Source organism: Pontibacterium sp., from assembly GCF_964228735.1.
In the GTDB taxonomy this organism is placed as follows: domain Bacteria; phylum Pseudomonadota; class Gammaproteobacteria; order Pseudomonadales; family Balneatricaceae; genus Pontibacterium.
In genome coordinates, this window is sequence record NZ_CAXRBQ010000013.1 from 1 (window position 1) to 5,043 (window position 5,043).

Annotated in this window: 6 protein-coding genes; 5 read left to right on the forward strand and 1 reads right to left on the reverse strand. The window is 53.0% G+C overall.

All coding sequences use genetic code 11. The features are described from left to right. The 5 genes from mmsB to ACEQ15_RS01280 form a co-directional block, all read left to right on the forward strand. The coding region (gene mmsB, locus ACEQ15_RS01260) for a 3-hydroxyisobutyrate dehydrogenase (protein ID WP_370277165.1) at positions 1-870 on the forward strand (870 nt) is incomplete at its 5' end. Between the two features lie 151 nt (positions 871-1,021). Further along, positions 1,022-2,917, forward strand: a complete 1,896-nt coding sequence (locus tag ACEQ15_RS01265) for an AMP-binding protein (RefSeq protein ID WP_370277166.1) — start codon at positions 1,022-1,024, stop codon at positions 2,915-2,917. Between the two features lie 272 nt (positions 2,918-3,189). Beyond that, a complete protein-coding gene (locus ACEQ15_RS01270) occupies positions 3,190-3,951 on the forward strand; it encodes an SDR family oxidoreductase (RefSeq protein WP_370277167.1) in 762 nt (253 codons plus the stop codon). A gap of 197 nt (positions 3,952-4,148) precedes the next feature. Next, positions 4,149-4,595 carry a MaoC family dehydratase gene (locus ACEQ15_RS01275; protein WP_370277168.1) on the forward strand — a complete coding sequence of 149 codons (447 nt, stop codon included), beginning with the start codon at positions 4,149-4,151 and terminating at the stop codon, positions 4,593-4,595. Positions 4,596-4,700: 105 nt separating this feature from the next. After that, positions 4,701-4,886 (forward strand): hypothetical protein, encoded by a 186-nt coding sequence (locus ACEQ15_RS01280; protein WP_282355518.1) that lies wholly within the window; start codon positions 4,701-4,703, stop codon positions 4,884-4,886. A gap of 47 nt (positions 4,887-4,933) precedes the next feature. On the opposite strand, the gene ACEQ15_RS01285 is transcribed toward ACEQ15_RS01280, so the two are convergent. Then, the coding region (locus ACEQ15_RS01285) for an integrase core domain-containing protein (protein WP_370277170.1) at positions 4,934-5,043 on the reverse strand (110 nt) is incomplete at its 5' end.

Here is a 5,043-nt window from a genome sequence, read left to right on the forward strand (position 1 = left end):
GGTCTTGGCAACATGGGTGGCCCAATGGCGATCAACCTGGTTAAAGCAGGTCATTCAGTTAAAGCGTTCGACCTGTCTCAAGATGCAATTCAGAAAGTGGTTGCTGAAGGTGGTCAGGCTGCGGCATCTGCAGTGGAAGCCGCAAAAGATTCCGAATTCGTAGTATCTATGCTGCCAGCGGGCAAGCATGTAGAAGGTCTGTTTGTAACCGGTGATGAGCCACTGTTCGACGTGGTTGCTGACGGTGCGCTGATCATCGATTCCTCCACCATCGATGCGGAAACTGCAAAGCGTGTAGCAGCGGTAGGCGCTGAGCGCGGTATCAACTTTATCGACGCCCCGGTATCCGGTGGTGTTGGTGGTGCTGTAGCGGGCACCCTGGCCTTCATGGTGGGTGGTAGCGATGAACAGTTCAGCAAGGCGAAGCCAATTCTGGACTGCATGGGTAAGAACATCTTCCACGCCGGTGACAATGGCGCAGGTCAGATTGCTAAAGCGTGTAACAACATGATGCTGTCTATCCTGATGGCGGGTACTGCTGAAGCCCTGAACATGGGTATCAAGAACGGCATGGATCCAGCGGTGCTGTCCGAGATCATGAAGCAGAGCTCCGGTAACAACTGGGCGCTGCAGGTGTACAACCCGGTTCCGGGTGTGATGGAAGGGGTACCGTCCTCCAACAACTACCAGGGCGGCTTCCAGGTTGACCTGATGTACAAAGACCTCGGTCTGGCGATGGATCTGAGCCAGCAGAGTGCATCTCCGGTGCCAATGGGGTCTCAGGCACGTGCGCTGTATAACCTGCACAAGGCTAAAGGCAACGGCGGCCTGGATTTCTCCAGCATCCTGCGCCTGTATCAGGATCAGTAAGCAGTTCTCCATAGAATAACTACAATACATGCTCGCCCCAGAATGGGGCGGGCAGACAGTTCCTCGCGGCACTGTCGGGGCGTTCTCTCAGGCAGGAGGCGCCATATAGCCGCAGTGCCAACCCGATAAAAAAAATAAACGAGGTTGAACAATGGGATACAACGATGAATATCAGGCTGCCCTGGATAACACGGAAGCCTATTGGGCGGGGCAGGTTGACCGCATCGCCTGGTTCAAAAAACCAGAAACCATTCTGAGCAAGACCGATTTTGGTACCTACAGCTGGTACCCGGACGGTGAGCTGAACAGCTGCTACCTGGCACTGGATTACCACGTGGAAAACGGCCGTGGTGAACAGGTTGCCCTCTACTACGACTCTCCTGCAACCGGCGGCACCAAAGAAGCCATTACCTATAATCAGCTCTTGGAGCGTGTATCCCGCTTTGCAGGTGCCTTGAAAGCACAGGGGATCGAGAAAGGCGATACCGTTCTGATCTACATGCCGATGATTCCGGAAGCGGCAGTGGCGATGCTGGCCTGTGCCCGCTTGGGTGCCGTTCACTCCGTCGTGTTTGGTGGCTTCGCGCCAAACGAAATGGCGATCCGTATCGACGACGCCAATCCGAAGATGATCCTGACCGCGTCCTGCGGTATCGAGTTCGATAAGAAGATCGCTTACAAACCGATGGTAGATCAGGCAATTGACCTGGCGACTCACAAGCCGAAGAACACCATTGTGTGCCAGCGTGATGTTCTGACAGCGGACATGAACAATGCGCGCGATCTGGACTGGTATCAGGTGCAGGAAGGTGTTGAACCGGCTGAGTGCGTAGCGGTTAACGGTTCCGACCCGCTGTATATTCTCTACACCTCCGGTACCACCGGTCAGCCGAAAGGTATCGTGCGTGACAACGGTGGCCATGCTGTGGCGCTGCGCTATGCACTGAATAACGTGTATGGCATGGAAGCGGGTGATGTATGGTGGGGCGCGTCTGATATCGGTTGGGTCGTGGGTCACTCTTTTATCGTTTATGGCCCACTGATGGGCGGCTGTAGTGCAATCTTCTTCGAAGGTAAGCCGATCAGAAACCCGGACGCGGGTACATTCTGGCGTGTGATCGAAGAGTACGGTGTGAACTCCATGTTCTGTGCGCCAACCGCGTTCCGTGCCATCCGTAAGGAAGACCCGGAAGGTGCGCTGTCTCAGAACTACAACCTCGATAGCCTCAAGTGGGTCTTCGTGGCGGGCGAGAAGCTGGACTCCTCTACCTATCACTGGCTGTCCGATCTGCTGAAAGTACCGGTGATTGATCACTGGTGGCAGACTGAAACCGGCTGGCCAATGACTGCGCCGATGATGGGGTGGGACAATCCGTCCGAAGCACGTCTGGGCTCTACCAACAAACCGATTCCTGGCTACGATATCCGCGTACTGGATGGTGACGGTACCGACGTCGAAGCCGGTGAGGCGGGTAATATCTGCGTGAAGCTGCCGATGCCTCCGGGTGTGGCATGGAGCATCTGGAACAACAACGACCGTTACGTCAGCTCCTATCTGGAAGCCTTCCCGGGCTACTACCACACGGGTGATGGTGGCTACAAAGACGACGACGGTTACGTATACATCACCGGTCGTACCGATGATGTAATCAACGTATCCGGTCACCGTCTCTCTACCGGTGAGATGGAAGAGGTGGTTTCGGCTCATGCGGCGGTTGCCGAATGTGCGGTGATCGGTGTCAACGATGAGCTGAAAGGTCAGTTGCCTGTTGGCTTAATTGTTCTGAAAGCGGGCGAAGAGATTGAAGAGGAGCAGCTGGAAAAAGAGCTGGTTCAGATGGTCCGTGATCAGGTAGGTGCATTGGCCTGCTTCCGCCGTGCCCTGGTTGTTCAGCGTCTGCCGAAAACCCGTTCCGGTAAGATCCTGCGCGCCATCCTACGTAAGATCGCTGCTCAGGAAGAGTACAAGATGCCATCAACAATTGATGACGAGAGTATCTTGCCTGAGATTACCGAGCTGATGGCAGAAGCAGGTGTAACCAAGTAACAACGGCGCTTGCCTTGGCGTTTGTCTTTGAATAAATGCTGAGGTAAGCCTACCGATGTCCCCCTGCGTTGGTGCTGCTTGCTAGGGCGGTGCCGACGCTCTCTATCGTGCAAAACATATCCATATAAAGCAAAAAATTTATTAGGGAAAATACTTATTTTTCTCTCGCATTCCTCAAAGAAACGCGTTAAATTGACGTTAACGTAAGAGTAAAGAATAAGTTGTATGGCGGTTCATAACCGGCCCTACACAGAAAAAGCAGGAGAGGTTCTATGCAGGTTAAAGACAGTGTTTTTGTAATCACCGGTGGCGGTCGTGGTCTGGGACGTGCGATGGCTGAACACCTGGCAAAGCAGGGCGGCAAGCTGGCGCTGATCGACCTGAATCAGGAAGACCTGGACACCGCAGTGGGTCAGTGTCAGGAGCTGGGTGGTGAAGCACGTGGTTACATCTGCAACATTACTGACGAGCCTGCAGTAGAAAGCACCTTTGCGCAGATCAAAGAAGATTTTGGTGAGATTAATGGTCTGGTGAACAACGCCGGCCTGATGCGCGATGGCATGCTGATCAAAATGAAAGACGGCGAGCTGGTGGGCAAGATGTCCCTGGAAAACTGGGAGTCTGTGCTGACCGTAAATATGACCGGTACCTTCCTGTGTGGTCGTGAAGCGGCTGGCATCATGGCGCAGCAGGGTAAGGGTGGTGTCATCATCAATATCTCCTCCGTATCCCGCGCAGGCAACATGGGCCAGACCAACTACTCCGCTACTAAAGCGGGTGTGGCAACCATGGCTGTGAGCTGGTCTCGTGAACTGGCACGCTTTGGTATCCGCGTGGGTGGTATCGCACCGGGTGTGATTGCGACCGAGATGACTGCACAGATGAAACCGGAAGCGATCGATCGCATGGTCTCTGCAGTACCGCTGCGCCGCTTGGGTGAAGTGGAAGAGATGGCCCACACCCTGCAGTACATTATTGAAAACGAATTCTTCACCGGCCGTATTGTTGAGATGGACGGTGGCCTGCGCATCTAAGCGTATGACAATAGCGCATTTTGCAGGTTAAACAGGTTCTTTGCTTGTTAGCTGAAAGACGACCGTTGTTTAGTGCCGTTAACTGCACTAGTACTCTGTTGGTACGTCACTTGGGGGAGTTCGCTCCCCTTTTTTTGTTTCTGGAGAAAGTAAACATATAAGCAAGCCCACTAATAAAAATAACTAGGGAGACCGCTATGAATCGTTATTTAGATGATTTCAACGAGGGTGAACGTTTTACTGCACCGGGTTTTACCCTGAGTGAAGGGCAGGTGCTGGATTTCGCACTGACCTACGATCCGCAGCCGTTCCACATTGATGCACAGGCGGCTGCAGAGAGTCCTTACGGTGGCTTGATCGCCAGTGGATTCCAAACATTGGCACTGTGTTTCCGGATGGTGGTGCAAACCGGGGTGTTCGAAACGGTCAGTATGGGCGGCCCCGGAATTGATGAATTGCGCTTCCTGGCGCCGGTTCGACCCGGCGATACGATTCGCAGTGAGGCGGAGATCCTGTCGGCTAAACCTTCGCGCTCCAAACCTGATCGGGGCATCCTGCGTATCCAGTTCCGTGGGTATAACCAGCATGGTGATGAAGTAATCAGTTTTATCGTCATAATGCTAGGACGCAGAAAAACCGAATGATTGCTACGAAATTTTCATTAGTTTTTATGGGTTGAAGCGGTTACATGTCACAGGCTTTTGGCTAGAATGTGCTTAACACACTGCCACTGATAGGAGGGCTCTGTTATGTCAAACGCAACTAATCCGCATCCAAAATTTATCGAAGCGATGCAGAAACTGTCAGCCATGTCAGAAGAAGAGCGCCTGTCCGAGGAGAATAAAGATCTATTCGATCAGGCAATGAACTACGCGCCGCTGGATATCCAACCTCAGTTGGTCGCAATTCGTAAGAAGTACGACGAGCTGCACTGATCCGCTAGCTTCTTTAATGTCTTGTCCTGATATAGGTTGACACTATTTCAGGTTAAAAACGCCCGATGTACCTCATCGGGCGTTTTGTATTTTAAGGCCATATGAGGCCGTCGTGTATTGTAGAGATGCACCGACTCATCAACCATGACGACCGCTT

Bases quoted from the DNA above. Each gene is read 5' to 3' on its own strand.
- ACEQ15_RS01265 (WP_370277166.1), top strand. From the start codon at position 1,022: ATGGGATACAACGATGAATATCAGGCTGCCCTGGATAACACGGAAGCC.
- ACEQ15_RS01270 (WP_370277167.1), top strand. From the start codon at position 3,190: ATGCAGGTTAAAGACAGTGTTTTTGTAATCACCGGTGGCGGTCGTGGT.
- ACEQ15_RS01275 (WP_370277168.1), top strand. From the start codon at position 4,149: ATGAATCGTTATTTAGATGATTTCAACGAGGGTGAACGTTTTACTGCA.
- ACEQ15_RS01280 (WP_282355518.1), top strand. From the start codon at position 4,701: ATGTCAAACGCAACTAATCCGCATCCAAAATTTATCGAAGCGATGCAG.